The organism is uncultured Thioclava sp., from assembly GCF_913064665.1.
Taxonomy (GTDB): domain Bacteria; phylum Pseudomonadota; class Alphaproteobacteria; order Rhodobacterales; family Rhodobacteraceae; genus Thioclava; species Thioclava arctica.
In genome coordinates this window covers 54,720-76,199 of the sequence record NZ_CAJYBT010000013.1, presented here as the reverse complement: position 1 = coordinate 76,199, position 21,480 = coordinate 54,720, and the positions used below count along the sequence as shown (strand labels likewise).

The 21,480-nt window shown below is 61.2% G+C and carries 16 protein-coding genes; 4 read left to right on the top strand and 12 right to left on the bottom strand.

The genetic code is table 11. From position 1 onward, the window contains the following. Nucleotides 1-110: 110 nt before the first annotated feature. The 7 genes from QZ571_RS07695 to QZ571_RS07665 form a co-directional block, all read right to left on the bottom strand. Complete coding sequence (locus QZ571_RS07695) at nt 111-2,015, bottom strand: ferrous iron transporter B (protein WP_295533141.1); 1,905 nt, start codon at nt 2,013-2,015, stop codon at nt 111-113. Next, a complete protein-coding gene (locus QZ571_RS07690; protein WP_295533137.1) occupies nt 2,012-2,296 on the bottom strand; it encodes a FeoA domain-containing protein in 285 nt (94 codons plus the stop codon). The genes QZ571_RS07695 and QZ571_RS07690 overlap by 4 nt, the downstream gene beginning before the upstream one ends. Nucleotides 2,297-2,477: 181 nt before the next feature. Next, entirely contained in the window at nt 2,478-3,911 is a 1,434-nt protein-coding gene (locus QZ571_RS07685) for a hypothetical protein (protein ID WP_295533135.1), read from the bottom strand. A gap of 79 nt (nt 3,912-3,990) precedes the next feature. Further along, nucleotides 3,991-5,331 (bottom strand): HlyD family type I secretion periplasmic adaptor subunit, encoded by a 1,341-nt coding sequence (locus QZ571_RS07680; RefSeq protein WP_295533133.1) that lies wholly within the window; start codon nt 5,329-5,331, stop codon nt 3,991-3,993. Next, a complete protein-coding gene (locus QZ571_RS07675) occupies nt 5,328-7,373 on the bottom strand; it encodes a type I secretion system permease/ATPase (RefSeq protein ID WP_295533132.1) in 2,046 nt (681 codons plus the stop codon). The genes QZ571_RS07680 and QZ571_RS07675 overlap by 4 nt, the downstream gene beginning before the upstream one ends. 56 nt (nt 7,374-7,429) lie before the next feature. Next, complete coding sequence (locus tag QZ571_RS07670; RefSeq protein ID WP_295533130.1) at nt 7,430-9,604, bottom strand: hypothetical protein; 2,175 nt, start codon at nt 9,602-9,604, stop codon at nt 7,430-7,432. Between the two features lie 169 nt (nt 9,605-9,773). Then, entirely contained in the window at nt 9,774-11,255 is a 1,482-nt protein-coding gene (locus QZ571_RS07665; protein WP_295533128.1) for a hypothetical protein, read from the bottom strand. 689 nt (nt 11,256-11,944) lie between these two features. Between QZ571_RS07665 and QZ571_RS07660 the strand changes: the two genes are divergently transcribed. Both QZ571_RS07660 and QZ571_RS07655 read left to right on the top strand, forming a co-directional pair. Then, entirely contained in the window at nt 11,945-12,673 is a 729-nt protein-coding gene (locus tag QZ571_RS07660) for a response regulator transcription factor (protein ID WP_295533126.1), read from the top strand. Next, entirely contained in the window at nt 12,660-13,181 is a 522-nt protein-coding gene (locus tag QZ571_RS07655) for a hypothetical protein (RefSeq protein WP_295533124.1), read from the top strand. Before QZ571_RS07660 ends, QZ571_RS07655 begins: the two co-directional genes overlap by 14 nt. Nucleotides 13,182-13,258: 77 nt before the next feature. On the opposite strand, the gene QZ571_RS07650 is transcribed toward QZ571_RS07655, so the two are convergent. From QZ571_RS07650 to QZ571_RS07630, 5 genes are all read right to left on the bottom strand, one after another. Then, the gene (locus QZ571_RS07650) at nt 13,259-14,899 is read right to left on the bottom strand and encodes a BCCT family transporter (RefSeq protein WP_295533122.1); all 1,641 of its coding nucleotides are present in this window, start codon (nt 14,897-14,899) and stop codon (nt 13,259-13,261) included. Between the two features lie 54 nt (nt 14,900-14,953). Continuing rightward, entirely contained in the window at nt 14,954-15,370 is a 417-nt protein-coding gene (locus QZ571_RS07645; protein ID WP_295533118.1) for a universal stress protein, read from the bottom strand. Between the two features lie 99 nt (nt 15,371-15,469). Next, nucleotides 15,470-16,201 carry a hypothetical protein gene (locus tag QZ571_RS07640; RefSeq protein ID WP_295533116.1) on the bottom strand — a complete coding sequence of 244 codons (732 nt, stop codon included), beginning with the start codon at nt 16,199-16,201 and terminating at the stop codon, nt 15,470-15,472. A 151-nt stretch (nt 16,202-16,352) separates the two neighbouring features. Then, nucleotides 16,353-16,748, bottom strand: coding sequence for a hypothetical protein (locus QZ571_RS07635; protein WP_295533114.1), 396 nt, complete (start codon nt 16,746-16,748; stop codon nt 16,353-16,355). A gap of 4 nt (nt 16,749-16,752) precedes the next feature. Then, a complete protein-coding gene (locus tag QZ571_RS07630; protein WP_295533112.1) occupies nt 16,753-18,564 on the bottom strand; it encodes an HWE histidine kinase domain-containing protein in 1,812 nt (603 codons plus the stop codon). 377 nt (nt 18,565-18,941) lie between these two features. Between QZ571_RS07630 and QZ571_RS07625 the strand changes: the two genes are divergently transcribed. Together QZ571_RS07625 and QZ571_RS07620 are read left to right on the top strand one after the other, a co-directional pair. Next, the gene (locus tag QZ571_RS07625) at nt 18,942-20,033 is read left to right on the top strand and encodes a LacI family DNA-binding transcriptional regulator (protein ID WP_295533110.1); all 1,092 of its coding nucleotides are present in this window, start codon (nt 18,942-18,944) and stop codon (nt 20,031-20,033) included. Between the two features lie 19 nt (nt 20,034-20,052). Beyond that, entirely contained in the window at nt 20,053-21,414 is a 1,362-nt protein-coding gene (locus tag QZ571_RS07620; protein ID WP_295533109.1) for an extracellular solute-binding protein, read from the top strand. Nucleotides 21,415-21,480 lie beyond the last annotated feature (66 nt).

The following is a 21,480-nucleotide window of genomic DNA, read 5'->3' as shown; positions in this document are numbered from 1 at the left end:
CAGACACCTGACGCGCGAAGCACAGGTATGTGATGGGTTGTGAGTTAAAAGAGAGCGGTTTGGTGCGTATCGCGCCGCAAATACGTCGCGCGCGGATCGCGAATCGACGCTTAACCCGCGCCCAAGGATGCCGCGATCTGATAGGTCACCAGCGAGGCGAGATAGGCCAGCGCGAACATATAGATCAGCGCCACCCACATCCATTTCGCCGCGCCTGCCTCGCGCCGGATCACCGCCAGCGTCGAGATGCATTGCGGCGCAAAGATATACCACGCGAGCAGCGACAGCGCGGTGCCAAGGCTCCATTGCCCGGCCAGCGTGTGGATCAGCCCGCCATCGCCCGACACCGCATAAACCGTCGCCAGACCCGCCACAGCAACCTCGCGCGCGGCCATGCCCGGCACCAGCGCCACCGCGATCTGCCAGTTAAAGCCCAGCGGTGCCAACGCCGGAGCAATGAACTTGCCGATCATCGCCGCAAAGGAATAGTTGATCGCGGGGCCCGTCGCGCCCTCGGGGGCCATCGGGAAGGTCGACAGCACCCAGATGATCACCATCGCCCAGAAGATGACCGTGCCCGCGCGGCGCAAAAACACCCGCGCGCGTTGGTAAAGGCCCAGAAAGATATTGCGAGGGCGGGGCAGTTTGTAATCGGGCAGGTCCAGCATCAGCGGCGCGTTGCGCTCTTCGCGCGAGAACAGGTAGCGCGCGACAAAAGCCACGACCAACACGCTGAGCACCCCCGCCGCATACAGCCCGAACATCACCAGGCCTTGCAGGCTCAGCCCCGCGACCTTGATGGGCGGAATGAAGGCGGCGATGATCAGCGTGTAAACCGGGATACGCGCCGAGCAGGTCATCAGCGGCGCGACCAAAATCGTCGTTAGCCGGTCGCGTTTATTGTCGATCACGCGCGCCGCCATGATGCCGGGGATCGCGCAGGCAAAGCTGGACAGCAGCGGGATAAACGCGCGCCCGTTCAGCCCCGCCTTGCCCATGATCCGGTCCATCAGGAACGCCGCGCGCGCCATGTAGCCGAAATCTTCAAGCAGCAGGATGAAGAAGAAAGTGAACAGGATCTGGGGTAGGAAAATGAGGATCGACCCGATCCCGGCAATCACCCCATCCACGAGGAAACTCTGGATCAGCCCCTCGGGCAACAGATCACTGACCAGCACGCCCAGCCCGGTAAAAGCAGCGTCAATCGCATCCATAAACGGCGTGGCCCAGCTAAACACCGCTTGAAACATCGTGAACAGGATCGCCAGCAAGATCAGCGGCCCGGCAATCGGATTGAGCACCACCCGGTCGATCTTGGCCGAGACGGTATCGGGTTCGGGCGGGCGGATGACATGGGCGTTGACCAGCCGTTCTGCCTCACGCATCGCGACGCGCAGATCATGCGAACTGGGCGCTTGCCATGTGCTTTCCTTGGCAGGTTCGACGCCCGCTTCCAGCATCGGATCGACGCAGGCCCACAGCGCATCCAGCCCGCCACGGCGCACAGCGGTTGCGGTGACAACGGGAATGCCCAGATCATCCGACAGCGCCTCATGGTCGATCTGCAAGCCACGATGGCGCGCGATATCGATCATGTTCAGGATCAGAACAATCGGCAGTCCGACCTTTTTCAGCTCGCCCACCAGACGCAGCGCGCCGCGCAGGTTCGTGGCATCGGCCACCGCAAGGATCATGTCGGGCACACGCTCGCCCTTGCGCTGCCCCAGCAACACGTCGCGGGTGACTTCTTCATCCGGAGAGCGCGCGCGCAAGCTATGCGTGCCGGGCAGGTCGATCACGGAAAACCGCCGCCCCGCCGCCGTGGTGGCAATGCCGATTTTGCGCTCGACCGTGACGCCGGAATAGTTGCCAACCTTCTGGGTGGCCCCCGTCATCGCGTTGAACAGCGCCGTCTTGCCGCAATTGGGCGCACCCACCAGCGCGGCCTCAAAGCGTTGCGCGTCGGGGTCTGGCAGGATGGCTTGGGGCTGGGATATGGCGGACGCCGAACTCATTCCGCGAGGATCGCCATCGCCTCATGTCGGCGCAGCGCAACCGTGGTGTCATTCACACGCACGGCAATCGGGTCACGCCCGAACGGGCCTTCGTGCAGGATGTGAACCGAGGCACCCTCGATAAAACCAAGCTCCAGCAGGCGGCGTTCGAGTTCTTCGGGGTCAAACCCACCTTGGGTCGCAACGGGCGAGACGGAAACCAGCGTGCCGCGAAAGCCACGGCGACATTCGCCAAGGGGCAACGCCACGGCGGCTTCGATTTTTTCAGGGCTGGCCATCATGCGATCAACTCCATGGCGGATACGACTCAATCTCTCGATCCTTACAATCAGGAGATAGCGCGCGATTTGATCTCTGACAATTCAACTCTGGTATTTTTCACGAAAATATGACGATTATTTTTGTCAGGAATAGCGCCGCCGCTGATTTTCAAGGCAAAAACTGGCCCGATGGGGCCGTCGCTCAATGCGTTGTAAAGGGAAATTTTAGCCCCGCAGTCAGCGTGGTGGGGGCCATGCCGCCGCCTTTCAGTGCCTTGATCTTGCCCAGTCCGACCGACAGGCTCATCGTATCATTGAGCGCATAATCGGCCTCTATCGCCACAGATCCGATCACGCCGCCGGCCACATCAACGCCGCCACCGCCCGCCGCGCCTACGCGCCCTTCAAGCGAAATCGCCCAGCGATCCGCGATCGGCTGACGCCAGCCAAGACCCAGCAGCCCGATCGCGTAGCCCGCAACATCGCCGCCCAAAGCGGTCTGCGCATTGCCGGTGACATAAAGCTTGTCATTGAGGAACAGATCAATCGAGCTTTCCTGCATCACAGGCTTGCCCGTCGCCGTCGCCCCGGCTTTGCGAAACGCGGTATTGGGATCTTGCATCGAAATCCCCAGCGTATAGGCCCAGTGTTGCGGCTGTGCGCTGACCGGTCCGGCCTCGACACTGCGCCGGAACACCCGCGTCAAACCGATGCGTGCCACCGTGGCGTTCATATCGCCATCGGGCGCAAGGGTTTTACCGACCGACAGGTCTAGATCGGCCCAAGGCAGCAGCGCCACGCTGACGCCCAGCCCTGCATCCAGCAAAACGCCGCCCCCGGTATCGACCTGACCACCGCCGCCAAAGCCAAGCGCGGCTTGCCCGTAAACCGAGGCGCGATTGCCCAGCGCGATGCGGTGGCGCAGTCCGCCAAAGATTTGCATATAGCCTTCGCCGCCACTCGCCGCGCCATCACCCGACAGCACCAACTCATTGCGCCCGCCCAGCAGAAAACTCGCCTCAGCGCCCGCCAGTTTCAAATTCGTCTGCGGTGCGCCGGTGCGGTCACGACTGCCGCCCATATCCGCATACGACCCCCGGATCGAAACCGAGCGCAGCGGCATCGACAGCGGTGATCCCGTCAGCGCGCGCTGATCTTCGCCTGCGCCGATATGCCAGGTCAGCCCCGCCGTCAGGGCCGTGTTTTCAATGTCTGCACCCGCGATTTTGATATAGCTCGCGCCCAGTTCGGCATCGACACGCTCGCTCAGCGCATAGCCAAAGCCAATCCCGGCGCGGGTCATGAAACCATCGCCCACGACAACCGCCGCGCCACCGCCTCCGCCCAGAAACAACGCGGTGTTCAGCGAAATGCGCTCACTCAGCGCAAAGCGTTTGATGCCCTCAATGCCCCAGAAAAACGCGCCCCCGCCATCGCCCTTGGCCCCGGCATAGATCGACTGACCAAAGCTGATGCCGCGCCCCAGATCGCGCCCGAAATAGACCCGCGCCAAGCCCTCAATCGGGGTGCGCGGATTGTTCAGGCCCTCATAGCCCACTCCAATTTCAAACGCGTTCGCACCCACGGGCAGCAAGCTGGCGACAATAGCGAGAGGCAAAAGGGAGCGATGCGACATCTAAAAAACCTAACTTTAAAACGCGGGACCAACTCATATGGCCCCGCGTTTTACGTAAGGTCAAACCCTGCGGCGGGCTTTAATGTTCGCGAAAGGCGCGTTGCATCGAATCCGCCACAGGCTTGGCGATATATTGCGCAAATGTGCGCGAAGCGGTCTCGATCATCACCAAAACGGGCATCCCCGGCATCGGCGCAAATCCCGGCACCCGGCGCAATTCGGATTGCGGCAGCCGGATGCGCGCCAGATAGACCTCGCGCGGGGTTGCCGCCGAGCGTTCGACAATCGCATCCGCCGAGATGTAATAGACCTCGCCCTTCAAGATCGGGGTGGTGCGCTGGTTCAGCGCGGTCAGGCGCACCGAGGCGGTCTGGCCGATCTTCACCGCGTCGATATCGGTGCGCGCGATCATCGTCTCGATGATCAGCGGCGCCTCAGAGGGCAGGATTTCGGCAATCACCTTACCCGCCTCGACCACGCCGCCCGCGCCCGAATAATTCAGCGCCACGACCGTGCCCGACACGGGGCTTTCGATCACAATACGCTTCAGGATCGAGTTGGCCTTGCGTTCCTGTTCGCGCACGCCGTCCAGTTCGGCCTGCACGGTTTCCAGCTCATCCAGCGCGGCTTGGCGGTGCGTTTCAATCGTCTGTGTCGTTTGCGCTTGATATTTCGCACGCATCTCCTCGCTTTCCGACACTTCCGCCGCCAGCCGCCCGATCTGACCATCAGCATCCGCCAGCGCGCGCCGGATCGCGTTGAACTCGGTGCGCCGGATCAGTCCGTTTTCGAACAGTTGTTTTTTGCTCGCATGATCTTCGGCCAACATCCCACGCTGGGCGCGCGTGGCCTCAAGCTGCGCGCTATAGCCCCGCATGCGGCTTTCCATCGCGGCGATATTGCGTGACAGCAGGTCCAACTCGCTTTCGACCTTGGCCTTGGTGACGTTGAACGACAGTTGCTGAGCATCCAGCATCGCCGCCACTTCGGGATCGGCGCGCGCCTCTAGTAGCCATTCGGGCAGGCGCAATTCGCGCCAGCCGTCATATTCGGCGGTGATGCGCGCCTCCATCGCCTCCAGCCGGGCGCGGCGCAAAAACAGTGCGCGCTCATTGGCCAGCGCCGAGGTCTCATCCAGTCGCATCAGCGGCTGGCCCTTTTGAACAAAATCGCCCTCGGAGATATGGATTTCCTTGATGATCCCGCCTTCGAGGTGCTGGATCATCTTGTTGCGCCCGGTCGCCACGAACGACCCCGGCGCCATGATTGCCGCCGCAAGTGGCGCGCTAAAGGCCCAGACGCCAAACCCGCCAAAGGCCGCGAGAAACACCACCAGCCCCATGATTACCATGCCCCGGATCGAGCGCGGCACCTCGGCAAACCAGCTTGCGCTATCGGATATGTCCTGACGATTGTTCATGCCGGAGCTCCTTGAAATGCGGGCGTGCGGCCCTGTGGCGCGACTTGGGGCTGTTGCGGGCGCTTGCGCCGTTCCAGCTCGGCGAGCACCTGCGCGCGCCAGCCAAACAGCGCGATATTGCCATCTGACAGCAGCATGATCTTATCGACCGCGCTCAGCAGCGAGGGTTTCTGCGTCACCACAATCGTCGTGATGCCAGAGCGTTTCGCATGGCCCAAGGCGCGCACAAGGGCGGCATCGCCCAGCGTATCAAGGTTCGAGTTCGGCTCATCCAGCACCACGAATTTCGGATCGCCAAAGAAAGCGCGCGCCAACCCGATGCGCTGTTTCTGCCCCCCCGACAGCGGCGAGCCATCGCTGGACACCACGGTCTCATAGCCCTGCGGCAGGCTTGCGATCATGTCATGCACATCGGCCAGATCGGCGGCGCGGTGAATTTCCTCGTCGCTGGCATCCTCCCGCATCCGCGCGATATTGGCCTTGATCGTGCCGGGGAACAGCTGCACGTCTTGGGGCAGATAGCCCAGAATTTCGCCCAGCTGGCGCGGATCCCAGTTGCGCAGATCCATCAGATCCAGCCGCACCGCCCCCGAGGTCGGCAGGATTGAACCCACCAGCATCTTGCCCAGCGTCGTCTTGCCTGCGCCGGAATTGCCGATGATCGCCAGTTGATCGCCCGGCGCCAGCGAGAAGGTCAGCGCATTGAGCACCACATGTTTCGTGCCTTGCGGGACATAGAGCAGCCGCTCGACATCCAGCCGCCCTAGCGGCTTGGGCAGGCGCAGCTTGTCATTGCGGCTTTTGGCCGAGGCCAGCAACTGCGCCACCCGGTCATAGGCACCGCGCGCCAGAAGAAAGCTGTTCCAGCCCTCGATCGCGCCTTCGATCGGTGCCAGCGCACGCCCCGCCACAATTGAGGCCGCGATCACCATGCCGCCGGTGATCTGGCCATCCAACGACAGCCACGCCCCCCAGCCCAGCATTGCGATCTGGGTGAACAGACGAAACATCCGCGACAGCGAGGCGGTATAGACGTTGCGGTCCTGCGCCTCGATCTGCGCCTTGAGCGATTGCGCGGTGTCGCGCCCCCAGATCGCCACTGCCTCGGGGATCATCGCCATCGCGTTGATGATCTGGCTGTTGCGCGACATGGATTCGAGATGCAGGTTGGCGCGGGTCTGCGCCTGATTGGCACGGCGAAACCCGTCGCTGGTGATCTTTTGGTTGACCCAGGCAAACACTGCCAGCAGCGCCGCCGTGCCCACCACGATCATCCCCAGATGCGGATGGATCAGGAACACCACTACCATGAAAATCGGCGCAAACGGCACGTCCAGAAACGACAGCAGCGTGCCAGATACCAGAAAGCTGCGCAGCGCGCCCAGATCGCCGAGCACCTGATATTCGCGCCCGTTGGAATGCAACGAGGCCTGCGCCGCCGCCGACAGAACCGGCGCACCCAGCCGCGCTGCCACATCGACGGCCGAGCGCATCAGAACCAGCCGGCGCAGCGCATCCAGTATCGTCTGCACCATGATCGCGCCCAAAATCACGATCGTGAGCATCACCAGCGTGTCGATGGAGCGCGAGGTGAACACCCGGTCCGAGATCTGAAACAGGTAGATCGGCACCGCGAGGATCAAGATATTGGTGGCGCATGTCATCAGCACCACAAAGGCCAGATTGGACCTGAGTTTGCGCTTCATCAGCGACAGCGTGCGCGTGTAATCCAGCGGCGCGACGCGCTGGTGAAATTTGGTGGCGGAAGGTGGCGCGGGTGGGGAGCCGGAGGCGTCTTTCGCGGGGACGTTTTTCACCCCCATAGGGCTTTCCACGCCACCTTCCTCCCGGGCAAGCGCCTGCGTTGGCGCCGTGCACTGCCCGGTTTCGTTGGCAGGGATTGCCCTGCCTTTGGTCCTACAGGATCGAAACCGTTCGGCGCGCATCCCGGCATCCAACACCAGCCGCTCCACCATGTCGGTTTTGCTTACATCCCCTTGGCGATCCGGTCCCCCACCGGTGGTATCCCCAATCTTGCTCACGTCACTCTCCCCTTCGAGTTTTGTGTGAATTTAGCGCGTTTTGGTGACCCCCACGGTCAGGCCAAAACACTGTGCAGCGCATCAAGAGAGCCCGAGTTCATCGTGTCTGGAATGAACCCCGCGCCCTCGACGAACCCGCTGCCCGGCCCGTCGTTGAAATCATCGCTCAAAAAAACCACCGCTTCGGAGGCCAGATCGCCTTGGGGCGCACTAAACGTGCCCGCCAGATCGAACGGCCCCTGATCGCTAGCAAACATGCCCGCCTGATACAGAACCGCATCGCTGTAGCTGCCCGCCCCGGCCATGATCGTGCTGTCCACACCTGCGACCGTCAGCGACGCGACATTGGCCAGAATGTTGTCGCCCGCCGAGATATCCGCCAGCGCGTCATCGCCCGGCAACGCGACCGAGATCACATCGCTATCGCTGAGCAGATTGATCTGGGTCAGCGAGTCGCGGATCAGCAGATCGCCCTCGATCCACAACACCCGCATCGCATCGAGATCGCCCAAAAGCGGGTCGCCAAACAGCCCCGAGACAGCGGCGTACGCAGCCGCGTCAGGCGTGCTTTGCGCCCCCGACCCGCTGGACGCGGCGCTGTCACCGGTCCCCGCCATCGCGCCAAGCGCATCCAGCGTGGATTGGAAACTGCTCGACATCTCAAGGGCGGTGTCGGTGCCGAGATGGGTGATGCTGGCCTCGTTCCACAGCAGGTTGTCGTGGCCCGAATACAGCGCCGTCCCACTGCCGTTGCTGAGAAACAGATCATCATCCAGCAGCACGTTGATTTGCTCAATCGAGGCAAGCTGCACCATGTCGCCGCCCACAAAGATCGCATCGAAATGCCCGCCCAGTTGCAACAGCAACTCAAGATTGGAGACAGTGTTGCCGCCAGTCGAAATCTCAATGTGATGGGTGCCGAATTCATAGCTGACCACATCGGAATCGTTGATGTGATTGATCTGGTAGGTGGTGTTGTCGATCATCAGATCGCCATCAATGCGCACCATCCCAAGCAGTTTCGCGCCCCCCGTCACGGCGGGTGCCAGGTCTTGGGCGGGATTGGCCAGCGTGTTTTGTGTCGCCAGATTGACGATCTGCGAACCGATGCCGCCGCCCATGTTGGGCGCGCCTGCATCGCCGTTAAAACTGTCGAAATCGCGCAGCACGTTGATTTGCGAAATCAGGCTTAGCGATTGCGCCATGCCCGCCACCGCGATCACTGGCGCGTCGATCCAGTTATGTTGAATATGGATCTCATTCAACGCGAGATTATTGCCCGTGCTCAGGCTCTGATCTGCGCTTATGGCGCCGCCGCTCAGCGTTGGGCTGATCACCGTTCCCGCTGCGCCATCCTCGACCAGAACCTGACCTTGGGGTGTTTCGGTCGGGCTTGGCGCAGGGTTGCGCGCCTCCAAACGATCGCTCAGCGTGGTTGGTGCGTCGCTGACAATCTGTCCGTTGAGCACCGGCGCGCCGCCAAAGACACTCGGGGCAGGGGCCTCTTGCGCGTCGGACCCCGCATCGCCGCCACCCGCGCCTGTCTCTTGTGCTGCTTCAGGGACCCAGGGGCGATGATGAAACATCGCGACCTCAGCCCCCGCCGGGGCGTCTTCTGGATCAAGCGTATCAAGCCGGTCGCGCAGGACGCTGGCCTGATCTTGCACCGACAGCCATTGCACTGAGGTGTCGGGCGCGCCCAGCGTCTTGGCCGTTTCCACCAGATCCGCCATCTTGGCCGCAATCGCTTCGGACGAAAACGCGCCGGCGAACTGTTCGGGCAAGGTGAAAGGCTGCGACATCACGCTGTCAGTGTCGCTCAGATTGTTGATTTGCACCGTCAGGGTCGCCACCGAAGAGGGCGGCGCCAGCGTGACGAAAAAGCTTTGTGATATGCTGGACTGAAACGACATCACGCTTTGGGGTTCATAGCTGTCCCCCGGATATACGGGCTGCCCCGGCTGCGGCAGCCGGACATGATCGGCATGGGGCAGCATCGGCACCGTCGGCGCGAGCGGCGGCGGCACTGCCAGACGCAGTCCCGGCGTGAAGTCCTGCAACAGATAGTCGGAGGTCACATGGACATTGACGTTCAGCAGCGCCCCCGGCTCTTTCTGAGCCAATTGGAGCGCGCGGAATGTATCATAATGATGTCGGGCCGAAACCTGTTCGGTCGTCAGCTGAAACGCACCAATGAAATGGGCGATTATCTCTGTCTGACGGTCAAGCATTGTTCAGCTCCCTTGCGTTGGGCCGGGTCCAAAGAGGTCTGGGCGATGTGATCGTGTCGCGATTGCCCCCTCGAACTTGGCCGTCCCGTTGTGCGCCTGCCCATCCATGCCGAGCCGGGCGCCGGGACGCAGACGCGCCCGGTTGCCCGGGCGCGCCGCAGGTCTTTGATCAGCTGGCGTCGTCGTCGCCGATATAGGTCGAGCTCATCGAGCCGCCGACAATCGTGGTATCCACGGCATTGCCAAGGACATTGGCGCCCATCACGATCGACTGGTTGAACGCGGTGGTGTCGATTGCCGCGCTGGCATCCGCATAGGATTGGCCGGTCACCATTCCGTCGTCACCATTGCCCGATCCCCAGCTGCCAAGGCCGCCCGCAGTGCCGCCATTGCCGCCCATCACCGAGCCGCCAGCACCCGAGGTTGCAAGACCACCCGTCGAGGTCGCCATGCCGCCCATGGCGTCAGCCGTCGAGCTTGAGGTGCCATAGCCTGCTGCACCATTGCCGCCATCAGCGCCAGCGCCGCCCGTACCCATACCGGCTCCCAGACCTGCGCCCATGCCGATTGCGCCTGCCATCGAGCCGCCATCAAGAGCCGAGGAGAAGTCGCCCGGCCCCGGAGCGCCCAAGTTGGTGTCGCCCGTCACCGAGTCATTGGCCGACGAGGTGGCGCTGCCATCGGTCGCTTCTGCGCCTGCAGCCCCCAGACCAAGCCCAAGGCCCAGACCAAGACCCGCACCGCCAGCCCCGCCAGCGCCGCCATCTCCGCCCGTGCCCGCGGCATCAGACATCGACATGGCCGTGCCGCCGCCAGCAAGCGAAATGCTGCCCGTGGCAAGTGCCAGACCACCATCAGCCGAGGGCGCGTCCGATCCGTTGCCACCCGTGCCACCTTCAGCCTTGATCCCGTCATCCGAGGTCGCAGCATTGCCCGAGATCGAGCCGGTAGCGTTGAACGTGCCGCCCGCATTCGACACCGAAGCGTTGGACAGCGTGTCATTGTCGGTGAGCTGGTTGGACATGTTATTAACCATGCCAACATCGTTGCCCGCACCATTAAGCGCATCGCGCAGAATGTCGGACAGGCTGACATCATTGCCCGGATCATAGCTGACATCGCCCTTCGCCATCAGCACATCGCCGACGGACGAACTGCCAGCGAGATCGAAGTCAGCAAAGTCATCATCGGTGGGCACATAGCCTTCCATGTTCATGCCAACCTGCACGTCGACATTGGTCGCGCTGGTGTTCGAGCTGTGGTTCAGGTTGCCATTGAGATTGCCGTTGAGGTTCCCGTTGCCATTCATGTTGGCGCTTGAGCTGTTCGCATTGGCATCCGAACCGGACGTGCTGCCTGAATCAGATTGGCTCCCGGCGCCTGCACCGGCAAGGGCACCCGCCCCGGCAAGGCTACCAGCCCCGGCCAAGCTACCAGCACCCGCCAGGCTACCTGCGCCCGATCCGGAATCCGAGGTCGACCCGGAATCTGAAACATTGGTGGTGGTGGAGTTTTGATCCTGCATCTGGCCTTGCAGTTCAGCTTGCGCTTGCCCTTGGCCTTGCAGTTCCATCTGGTCTTGCGACTGATCCTGCGATTGGTTGCTGTCGGGATCGCCCATGTTGTTGTGGTGATTTCTCTTCGAAGACATCGTGTCTCTCCCTGTTAGACAGGGCCCGGCATCCGTCACTCATTTTTCAAACGGGTCTACCGAACCAGTTACGGGGTTTGATCGGGGTTTCCCCCGCCTCTCCGTTTGCCCTCAGACATGCCTCTCACGCAGCGCAAAACGATTGCTTTGCGCGAGACCCACTTCGACAGATCTGTCGAGCTACTGAAAAGGATCACAGCCCCCTGCTGCGACCCTAATATCCTGTGTCAGCAGGGGGCCGCGACATAGTTAGCCATTGGGTGAACACGCCCGCAAAAGAGGTCAATTGCCTGAAAAAATTGCACTTAATTCACACTTTTTTGTGAGCTTCGTGCATCACGCAAAAATTTTTTGCGCTTGTCGTTGATTTTCATGCCGCCGTAACGAAATCGTAGCGACCACTAAAGCTTGTGGAAGGCGTCGCGGGACCCTCAATACCTGCTCTCGGGAAGCTTCTAATGTGTTGAGAATCAGTCGAATTTGCCCCAATTTTGACCAAATAGATCGCAATTCTGGAATCCCTTACCCCTAGGTAAACCGAATGATCGACGCTCGCCTCACGCCTTTGTGTTAAGATGTAGATCGTAGAGCGTGTGGGCTCTGCGATTGACATAAACGTCAATAGTTCTTGGTTGGGGAAAGGGGCCGCCATGAATGCGTTGCGTAAGAGTGAACTAGTGGGCTCTCGAATGAGTCCATCCTGTCATCATGATAATGCTGCAATCTGCTTCTTGGGGACGGGACAACAATTTTCGGAAACGGTTCTGCGTACGGTTGACGCGGAAATCTCACCGGCCAAATGCCTGCGGATTTCTGATGTCGAGACTCTGTATGCGGACCTACAGGAAGACGGGCGCTTTGATGGGGTGGGCCATCTTTGCACGCTTATCGCGGATGAAAGCCAAGCCGAGGCCTTGATTGCCTTGTCGCAAGAGCCGAATGCGCGCTTCTCTCGGGTGAAATTCGTGATCGCCTATGAGAATGAAGACTATGGGCGCGAGTTGATGGATCGCTTTGGCGCGCAAATCATCTCCAACCAGATCAGCGTGCTGCCGATGAACGTGAATCTGACGACATGGCTCTTGATCTTGCGGATGGTGGTGTCGGGGGGGCACTATATCCCCCCTGTTCTGGTGCGCTGCCGCCCGAGCAATCCGCATCTGCCCGGTATGAACGGCTTTGACGCTGGCCCGGGGATTTCGTCGCAAAATGGCGAACGCCCGGTCACCGGTTTGACGCCGCGCGAAACCGAGGTGTTGGGAATGCTCGCTTCGGGTCAGCCCAACAAGATTATCGCCAATCAACTCTCTTTATCCGAGCATACGGTAAAGCTTCATATCCACCGCATTATCGGCAAATTGGGCGTCTCAAATCGCACCGAGGCGGCGATCTGGTTTCATCGCAATGGCGGCGCCTGAGGGGCCGCTGGGCGCACCACCGCCAGAGTTTGATACATTCCTGATGCAGATAGGGCGCATCAACTACGCTTGGACCAATACCGAGAGTTTATTGATTCACCTGATCGCAGGTTTGGCGCAAACCGACAAGGAAACGGCGGTGATCTTGCACCTGACGTTGAACACAACGCGGGCGCGACTCGATCTGGTCGAGCGATTGGCCAAGCGCAGCGCAAGCCCGGTGCCCGAAGCGGCGCGCGCACGCGTTATCAAAGTGGCAGGCCGGATGAAAAAAGTCTCCGGGCTGCGCAATCATTACAATCACTGTCTTTACGCCTTTGATGCGGGTGGCGGTCCGGTGCGCACGATCCAGATGCGCATCGCCGATCGCAAAACCAGCCTGCGGATTGGCGAAGAGGCCGTGCTGGATCGCGCCACGCTGGACGATCTGAACGCGGCCCTCGTGGAACTCGGGGCGCTGAATACAGAAATCTGGGCCATCGTGGCAGAATACGGCATGCCAGCCTGAGGTGAAGCCGCATCGCGACATGAAAAAAGCGACGGGATCTGACCCGCCGCTTTCGTCGTGGTTTTAGGCCAGACCGCTCAGCGCGGCTCGGCGCGCAAGCCCTTGAGGATCGCCCAACACATCACCAACAGCACCAAGGTAAAAGGCAGCCCGGTGGAAATCACCATCGCCTGCAACGCGCTGAGACCGCCGCCCACCAGCAGCACAATCGCCACCGCGCCTTCAAACGTCGCCCAGAACACGCGCTGGGGCACCGGGGCGTCGACCTTGCCACCAGCCGTGATCGTATCGATCACCAGCGAGCCGCTATCAGACGAGGTGACGAAGAACACGATCACCAGCACAATCGCAATCACCGAGGTGATCGAGGAAAGCGGCAGCCCTTCGAGCATCGCAAACAGCGACAGCGGCGGGTTGTAGTTATCGATCACCTGCGCCTTGACCGCCGAGGTCGCCGGGTCCGACAGCACCTGATCAATCGCCACGCCGCCAAACACCGCCATCCACAGCACACAGACCATCGAGGGGATGATCAGCACGCAGGTGATGAACTCGCGCACCGTGCGCCCCCGCGAAACACGCGCGATGAACATGCCCACGAAGGGCGACCAGCTGATCCACCACGCCCAGTAAAACGCGGTCCAGCCATCGCGATAGGCGTCATCGGTGCGCCCGATCGGGTTCGAGAGCGGGACGATCTCTTTGGCATAGGCCCAAAGCCCTTTGCCGAAATCCGTGAAAATCGCCAGCGTCGGACCTGCAAGCAGAACGAACAGCAACAAGACCGCGGCGATGCCCATGTTGATCTCAGACAGCAGCTTGACCCCGCCATCCAGACCGCGCAGCACCGAAAACAGCGCGATGCCGGTGATGATCGTGATCAAGATTACCTGCACCGTGATCGAGATCGGCACGCCAAAGACGTGATTAAGCCCCGCATTGGCCTGCTGCGCCCCGAACCCAAGGCTCGTGGCCAGACCAAACAGCGTCGCAAACACTGCCAGAATGTCGATCACATGGCCGGTCCAGCCCCAGATCCTTTCGCCGAAAATCGGGTAAAATGCCGAACGGATCGTCAGCGGCAAGCCCTTGTTAAAAGAGAACAGCCCCAAGGCCAGCGCCACCACCGCATAGATCGCCCACGGGTGCAGCCCCCAGTGATAGATCGTCGCCGCCAAACCCATCGCCTTGGCGCGATCGACATTGCCGGGGATGATATTGCCGTCGGCATCAAAGGGCGAGGGCGTGCCCAGCGGGCTTGAAATCGCCATGTGATAGACAGGCTCAAGCACCCCAAAGAACATCAGGCCAATGCCCATCCCGGCGGCAAACAGCATCGCGAACCAACCGATATAGGAATAATCGGGCGCTGCATCTTTGCCGCCTAAACGGACCTTGCCCCAAGGGCTGACGATCAGAAACAGGCAAAACAGCACAAAGAAATCCGCCGCCGACATGAAGAACCAGTCGAAGGTCGAGGTCAGCCAAGGGCGCAACCAGCCAAAGACCGCACTGGCCTGTTCGGGCAGGGCCAGCGCGTAAAATACAAAGGCCATGATCGACAGCGCCGAGACCATGAAGACCGGGTTGTGCACGTCAAACCCGATCGGGCCAACGCTGCCTTCCAGGTTGTCCTGACCGATCTCATAATCGGTGTCGATCAGTTGCGTGTCGCCTTGGGGTGCGGGGATGCCCTGACTTTCGTCGGCTTCGGCCATGTGCCGTCCTCCTTGTTATTGTGTGTTGTCGTTGCGAGGGGGTGGCGGCGCGCCTTACGCGCGCACCAGAAATACCGAGGCTTTGGAATGCGAGGCTAGAAGGCCGCCATGCGACGACCAGACGTAATCGCCCACATTGGGCAGATGGGATGCCATGACCACCAGATCGGCGCGCAGCTCTTGCACCGCTTGCGAGAGTTTGTGGTTCAGATCGACGGCCGGGTCATCGGCCACAATCATGTGCGCGCGCGTCTCCAGCCTATGCATCGCTGCCTGCGAGGCCGCGAATTGCACGAGTTTCTCGTGATAGTCTTCAGGGTTTCGCGCGATCGAACTCGGGACGTTCGCGGTCACGCCGACATAGGTGATCCGCGCGCCATATTTCTGCGCGAGATCGGCGGCAATCGTAAGCGTTTTGGCGAGTTTTTCCGCGTGGCGCAAATCCACCGGAACCATGATCTCGGTAAACATCTTTCCCCCATCACTGTGTTTTCACAGATCGTTGATGGGGAAAAGACTAGGGCAAGTTTCAATAGGGTCCAGCGATTGGGCCGAATTTCCTTAGCTAATCTAAGCACCCGTGGTCAGATGATAGCGCGTCAAATCCGGGCGGCTCAGCAGGTGGATGCGGTTGGGCGGGGTTGCCAATGCAGGCTCCAAAAGGCCGACATCCACCCCCATTTCCGCAAGGTAGCGCATCACCCGCGCGGTGCCGTTTTGCACATCAGCGGCGGTCTGCGCGCTGTCTTGGGGGCTGGCAGGATTGATATATCCCTGATTGACGCCCAGCCGTCCCTGCACATCAACACTCCGGTCTTGTCCGCCGGCAAACATATAGGGGCAGGCGGAATAGCAGATCGCATTTGCGCGCAATTGCGTGGTGACCCCGGCCGCGCGCAGCATCCGCCCGATCACCAGCGCCTCATGCAGCGAGCCTCCGGTGGAATTCATGCTGACGACGCGCACCGGCGTGCCTTGTGCGCGCCGCGCCGAAAGCGTGCGCGCGATGCGTGCGGCGTCTCCCTCTGCGATATGGCCGCGCAGCGTTATCTGCGCCCCATCCCCGCCAATCGCCAGTTCCGGTGGCATTTCTGCGCGCAGCGCCGGGTTTGCATCATCGTCATGCGGCGTGGCATTGGCGGCTTCAAGTCCGAGCGTCTGAGCATGCGAGGCCCCGCCATGATCGATCTCAAATCCAAAGACGATAAAGCCCAGCGCCGCCAACAGCCCGTTCATCGTGTGAAACGGTGCCGTGCGGCGCGGGGTCTTGTCGATTGGGGTGCGTGTGTTTCGTCCAGTCATGCGTCACCTCCCTTTGGCGCAATCAAGATATCAGGGAAGTATCGCGACACTGAGGGCGATCCGGCGAGGGGCCGAAACGTCGCACCCCGATCACGTTTACGCTAGGTTATGTGGTGGGTGTGCGCGCTTGCGGCGCAAAGCTTGGGCCTGATCAGGCCCAGAGTTCGCCCTGCAGACTCTCGCCTAGCGCCTGCGCCAATGTCTCGGGCATGGTGGGTTTGCCAAAGACCAAAACCTCGGGCAATACCGTTTGAAACGGCAGCGGCAGACGCTCGGCGGTGTTTACAAGCACCGGAATATGACGCGCGCGCAATTCCTTCACCAGCGGTTCGGAATTACCATCCAGCAGGTTCATATCCAGCACGGCCGCATCAATTTGATCGGTTGCGATCAGGCTGCGGGCCTTGGCGAGCGTCGCCACGGGGCCGACCACCTCGCCACCGGCCTCTTCGATGGAATAGGCGATGTCATAGGCGATCAGCATTTCATCTTCTGCCACAAGGACTTTGCAGCCCCTGAGCCAGTACTCTTTCCGTTCGATACGCATCGAATTACCCTTTAATAAGCTCCATTGGCACGTGAATTCGTGCAAGGAACCCGTCAGCGGGCCACTCGGTTCCATAGGTGCCGCGCAACTGGCCGTGAATTGTCAGATCGATCAGGCGATTGCCAAAGCCGGTCGGGCGGGGCGGCTCAAGGCGCTCGGGGCAACCGCTTTCGTGCCAGTCAAAGGCCAGCATCGGGCCCTCATCGCCGGGGACAATTTGCCAACTCAGGTGCAGTTTGGCCGTTTCGCACGAAAGGGCGCCGTATTTCACCGCATTGGTCGCCAGTTCATGCAGCACCAGCGCGAAATTCGTCGCCCCCGCCTGATTGAGCAACACCGGCAGCCCCTCCAGCACCACCCGCAGGTCCTGCGCGCTGACATAAGGGGCAAGGATGGCGCGGATCAGCGCATCGAAATCGACCTCGCCGCGAAACCCGGTTTCCAGCGTCGCGGTCGGGCTGACCAGATCATGGGCGCGCGCTAAAGCGTTGATGCGCGCGCGCAACCCCTCGGCCATCGATGCAGGCGAGGTGGCATGGCGCGCGGTCATGCCGATCAGCCCTGACATCATCGCAAACAGGTTCTTGACCCGGTGGTTCAGCTCGCGCGCCAGAATTTCGCGGGCTTGGGCGACGGCGCGCTCATCGGTGACATCGCGCAGATAGATCAGCAGCGTGCCGTCTTCGGGAAACAACCGCGCCTCAAGGACACGCGAGTCATGGGCCACCACATCGGCGGCCTGAGGCTGTTGGGTTGCGCGCGCACGTCCCATCGCGGCCTCCAACTCTGTACCCTGCAAATTGGGGAATTCCTGTAATATATTTGCGCCCAGAAGCGCGTCGGCCAGTTGCGCACTATGGGCTCTGCGCACGCGTTCGCGCATCACGCCATTGGAATAGCGCACGCAATTCTCGGCATCGAGTTCCAGAATGCCGTCGCGCGTCACCTCGTGAAAATGCGCCAATCGCTCGGCGCTTTGGAAGGCGTTGCGCTCGGCGCGTTTGCGCTCGGTCACGTTCAGCAGGGTCGCAACCGCAAGAGGCGGGTCGCTGTCGATCCGGTGCGCCGAGATCAACAGATGCAGCGGCGCGCGCCCGGGTTGCTGAATGGTGACCTCCTCTGCGGTGATCACCTCATTGCGCAAAGCGGCCCGGTTCAGCGGCAATGCCTCGTTGCTATAAGGCTGGCCGTTGGCATCAAACGCCTGCAGACCGGAATTGGCCAAGCCCGCCGAAACTTCCACCGCAGCGCCCATCAGATTGCGCGCCGTGTTGTTGGCATCAAGCAAGCGCCCGGTTCCCGCCTCGGCCAGCGCGACACCGATTGGCATCTGATCCAGAATGGCGCGAAACACCTCGTGTTCTTGATGGGCGAGGTTGGTTTGACGGCGCAGTCGAATTTCCGCCTCAACCCCGGCGGCCAGATCCAGCAGGGTGGCGTGGTCCTCATCGGTCCAGACGCGCGGCTCATGGCCGATCACGCAAAATGAGCCCAGCACATCGCCCTCAATCGTGCGCAGCGGAACGCCCAGATAGGCGATCACGTTCAGATCATCGACCGCGCCATTGTCGCGCACACGCGGGTCTTGGCGCGCATCCGACACGATCAAAGAGCTATCGTTCTCCACCACGTGGCGGCAAAACGAATGGCTCAGCGGGGTTTCGCGCAACCCGGCTGTGCTGTCATCGACCCCGGTTTGCGACAGCAGGAATTGCCGGCTCTCATCGACCAGCGACACCAGTGCGACCGGTGTGCCCACGATACGGGCCGCGAGCCGCGTTGCACGGTCAAACGCCTCTTGGCTCGGGGCGTCCAAAAGACCGGTCTGCTGAAGCGCGCGAAGGCGCTGAGGGTCAGAAATGCGTGACAGGCTTGGACCTCATTCGGGTGTTAATTTCGTCTTCATGTAGTTTCTACCAATAGTCATACAAACACCTTGGGCCTCAATCCCCTCTTATCTGATTTTTTCAATTTCCCCAGAGCTATGCGACATAGAGGGATCGAGACCCCACGGAAGCGGCAAAATGTGATCGTACCTTTGCGCGGCGATTTCGCCGGTGTGATTTCGATCCGTTTTGGCCCCCCGTTCGAGTTGAACGCAAGGGATTGTGGGTCGGAGTTCACCGACTCTTTATCGCGTCCGAAACCGGTTTCGGCTTTACGAAACCGGTTTCGTTGTCTTAGGCTATCGTCATGGAGGAGATTCGCGACACCAATTCGCAAGATCAAACGGCCCCCGCACGCCGGGTGCGCATTTCTGATCTCGCAACGGCGCTTGGGCTAACCAAGAGCACCGTTTCGCGTGCCCTCAACGATTATGCCGACATCGCCCCTGACACGCGTGAGCGTGTGCGCACAATGGCTGCGCAGATGGGCTACGCGCCGATGCCCTATGCGCAAGCTGTGCGCACGGGGCGGGTGCGTGCGCTGGGTCTCGTGCTGGAACTCGATGCCCCCGACCGCTACGGCCCGTTCTTGGCGGATTTTCTGGGCGGCATCACGCAAGAGGCGTCGCTGGAGGGCTGGACGCTGACCATCGCCTCCTCAACCTCGCGCGCGGATATGGAAGCGACGCTGGCGCGGCTGTTGCAAGAACATAAGGTCGACGGGTTTATCCTGCCGCGCACGCGTATTCACGATCCCCGCGCGCTGTTTTTGCGCGCCAAAGGGGTGCCCTTCGTGCTGTACGGGCGCGTCGGGTATGGCCAGCCCGATCCGGGGCTGTCTTGGTATGATGTGGATGGCAGGGGCGCGATGCGCGATGGCGTGGCGCGGCTGGTCGCGCTGGGGCACAAACGGATCGCTTTTGTTGGTCCGTGCGAGGCGTACAATTTCGCGATGCTGCGCCGCGATGGCTATCGCGATGGGCTGGCGCTGGCGCAAATTGCGCATGACCCCGCGCTTGAGATCATGGGGGTTTCGGATCGCGCCGAAGGGGCGGCGGCTGCGCGCGCGTTGCTGGACCTGCCCGACCCGCCCACAGCGATCGTTTATGCTACCGATGCCACGGCGCTGGGCGCGTATGATGTGGCGCGCGAACGCGGCCTGACGATCGGGCGTGATCTGTCGCTGATCGCCTATGACGGCATCCCCGAGGGCCGCATGATCGAGCCCCCGCTGACGACCTTTGCGGTTGACAGTCGCCATGCCGGGGAACGGCTTGCGGCGCTGTTGATCGCGCAATTGCGCGGCGCGCCTGTCGCTGACTTGACCGAGCTGGTCTCGGCGCAATTGCAACCGGGGGGCTCGGATGGGCCGCCTGTCTTCACCAAAAGAGAAACTTAATCGACCGGGAGGAAAATAAATGAAACTTATTCGAGGAACGGGAGTGGCCGGTTTGCTGGGCACGGCGGCAGTCGCGCTGATGCTGGGCGGCGTGGCGGCAAAGGCCGAAGCGATCAAATTCTGGACGACCGAGGAACAGCCCGAGCGTCTGGCCAAACAGCAAAAGCTGGCCGATGATTTCAAGGCGAAAACCGGTATCGATGTCGAGGTGATCCCGGTCACGGAAAGCGATCTCAACACCCGCGCGACGGCCGCTTTTGCCGCGGGCGATCTGCCCGATGTGATCTACACGCCGATTCAGAACGTGCTGCCTTGGACCGAGGCGGGCATTCTCGATAGCGCCGCGTCCAGCGATGTCGTGGACATGCTGGACCCGAAAACCTTCGCGCCCGGCGCGCTGAAAATGGTCGAAACGGATGGCGACTATGCCGCCGTTCCGGTCGATGGCTGGACGCAGATGATCCTGTATCGCAAGGATATTTTCGAAAAAGAAGGTCTGGCCCCGCCAACCAGCTTTGCCAATATCGAAGCCGCGCTCAAAAAGCTTAATAACCCGCCGAATATGTATGGCTTCGTTGCCGCTACAAAGGTGGACGACAATTACATGAGCCAGGTGCTGGAGCAGATTTTCCTCGCCAATGGCGTTTCGCCGGTGGGCCCGGACGGGTTCAAACCGCTGGACGAAAAGAAGACCGTCGAGGTGCTGAACTTCTACAAGGCTCTCGCCAAAGCCTCGCCGCCGGGTGACAATTACTGGAAGCAATCGCGCGAGTTGTATTTCTCGGGCAAGGCGGCGATGATCATGTGGTCGCCCTTCATTCTTGATGAGCTCGCCGGTCTGCGCGATAGCGCGCCGCCGATGATTGACGGCAATCCGACCTCGACCGCGCTGGCGCAGGATACGGGCGTTGTCACCAACCTGTCGGGGCCGTCCGATCCGGCGGGCGCAAGCTGGGCCGATATTCGCTATTTCGGGATCACCAGTGACGCCGATACGGCGGCGGCTGAGAAATTCGTCGATTATTCGATGAATGACGGCTATGGCGAGACGCTCTCGATCGCGCCCGAAGGCAAGTTCCCGGTGCGTCGCGGCACCGATGCCGATCCCGCCAAGTTCACCACGCTTTGGGCGACCTTGCCCGTCGGCGTGGATCGCAAGGCACCGCTGAAGGATCTGTATGCGCCTGCCGTGATCGACGAAATCACCAAGGGTCTGGATACCGCGCAGCGTTGGGGTGTGACTGACGGGCAGTTGGCACTGGCGTCGAAAATGCTCAACAGCCAAGTGATCAACCGGGTGGTGCGCGATTATATCGACGGCGGCATTTCGGCTGAAGATGCGGTCAAGAAAATGAACGACGAGCTGTCCAAGATCAACTGATCCGAGAGCTGCCCTTCGGGGCTGGGCGTTCGCGCCCGCCCCCTTTTGCGCGCCCCTTCAAGATGG